A 276-nucleotide genomic window follows, 5' to 3' on the forward strand; every position below is an offset into this window, starting at 1 on the left:
CGTCAGAGGTGTATAAGAGACAGGTTCAGGCTGCCGGCCATGATGCCAAAGCTCCAGAAGCCGTGGCAGCGGCTCATGATGATCAGCCCCGTCGCCTTCTCCGTCACATCGGCCTCGACATTCATGCCGAGTTCCACCGTCGAAAGCGCGACCCCAACGACAATCAAGGCGAAGAATAGAAGCATGGCGCTGGGCGCGAAGGCTGGAAGCGAAACCACGGCAAGAAAGAAGATGAAACCATAGATGTTCGCGATGCGCCCGACGATGCGGGAGACG

1 pseudogene is annotated in these 276 nt (G+C 58.3%); it reads right to left on the reverse strand.

Annotated features, from left to right (window positions below):
* Positions 1 to 26 precede the first annotated feature (26 nt).
* Positions 27 to 276 (reverse strand): annotated as a pseudogene (locus AF337_RS05750) (MFS transporter); the annotation flags it as partial.

It is taken from the genome of Rhizobium ecuadorense, assembly GCF_001187535.1.
Classification (GTDB): Bacteria; Pseudomonadota; Alphaproteobacteria; order Rhizobiales; family Rhizobiaceae; genus Rhizobium; species Rhizobium ecuadorense.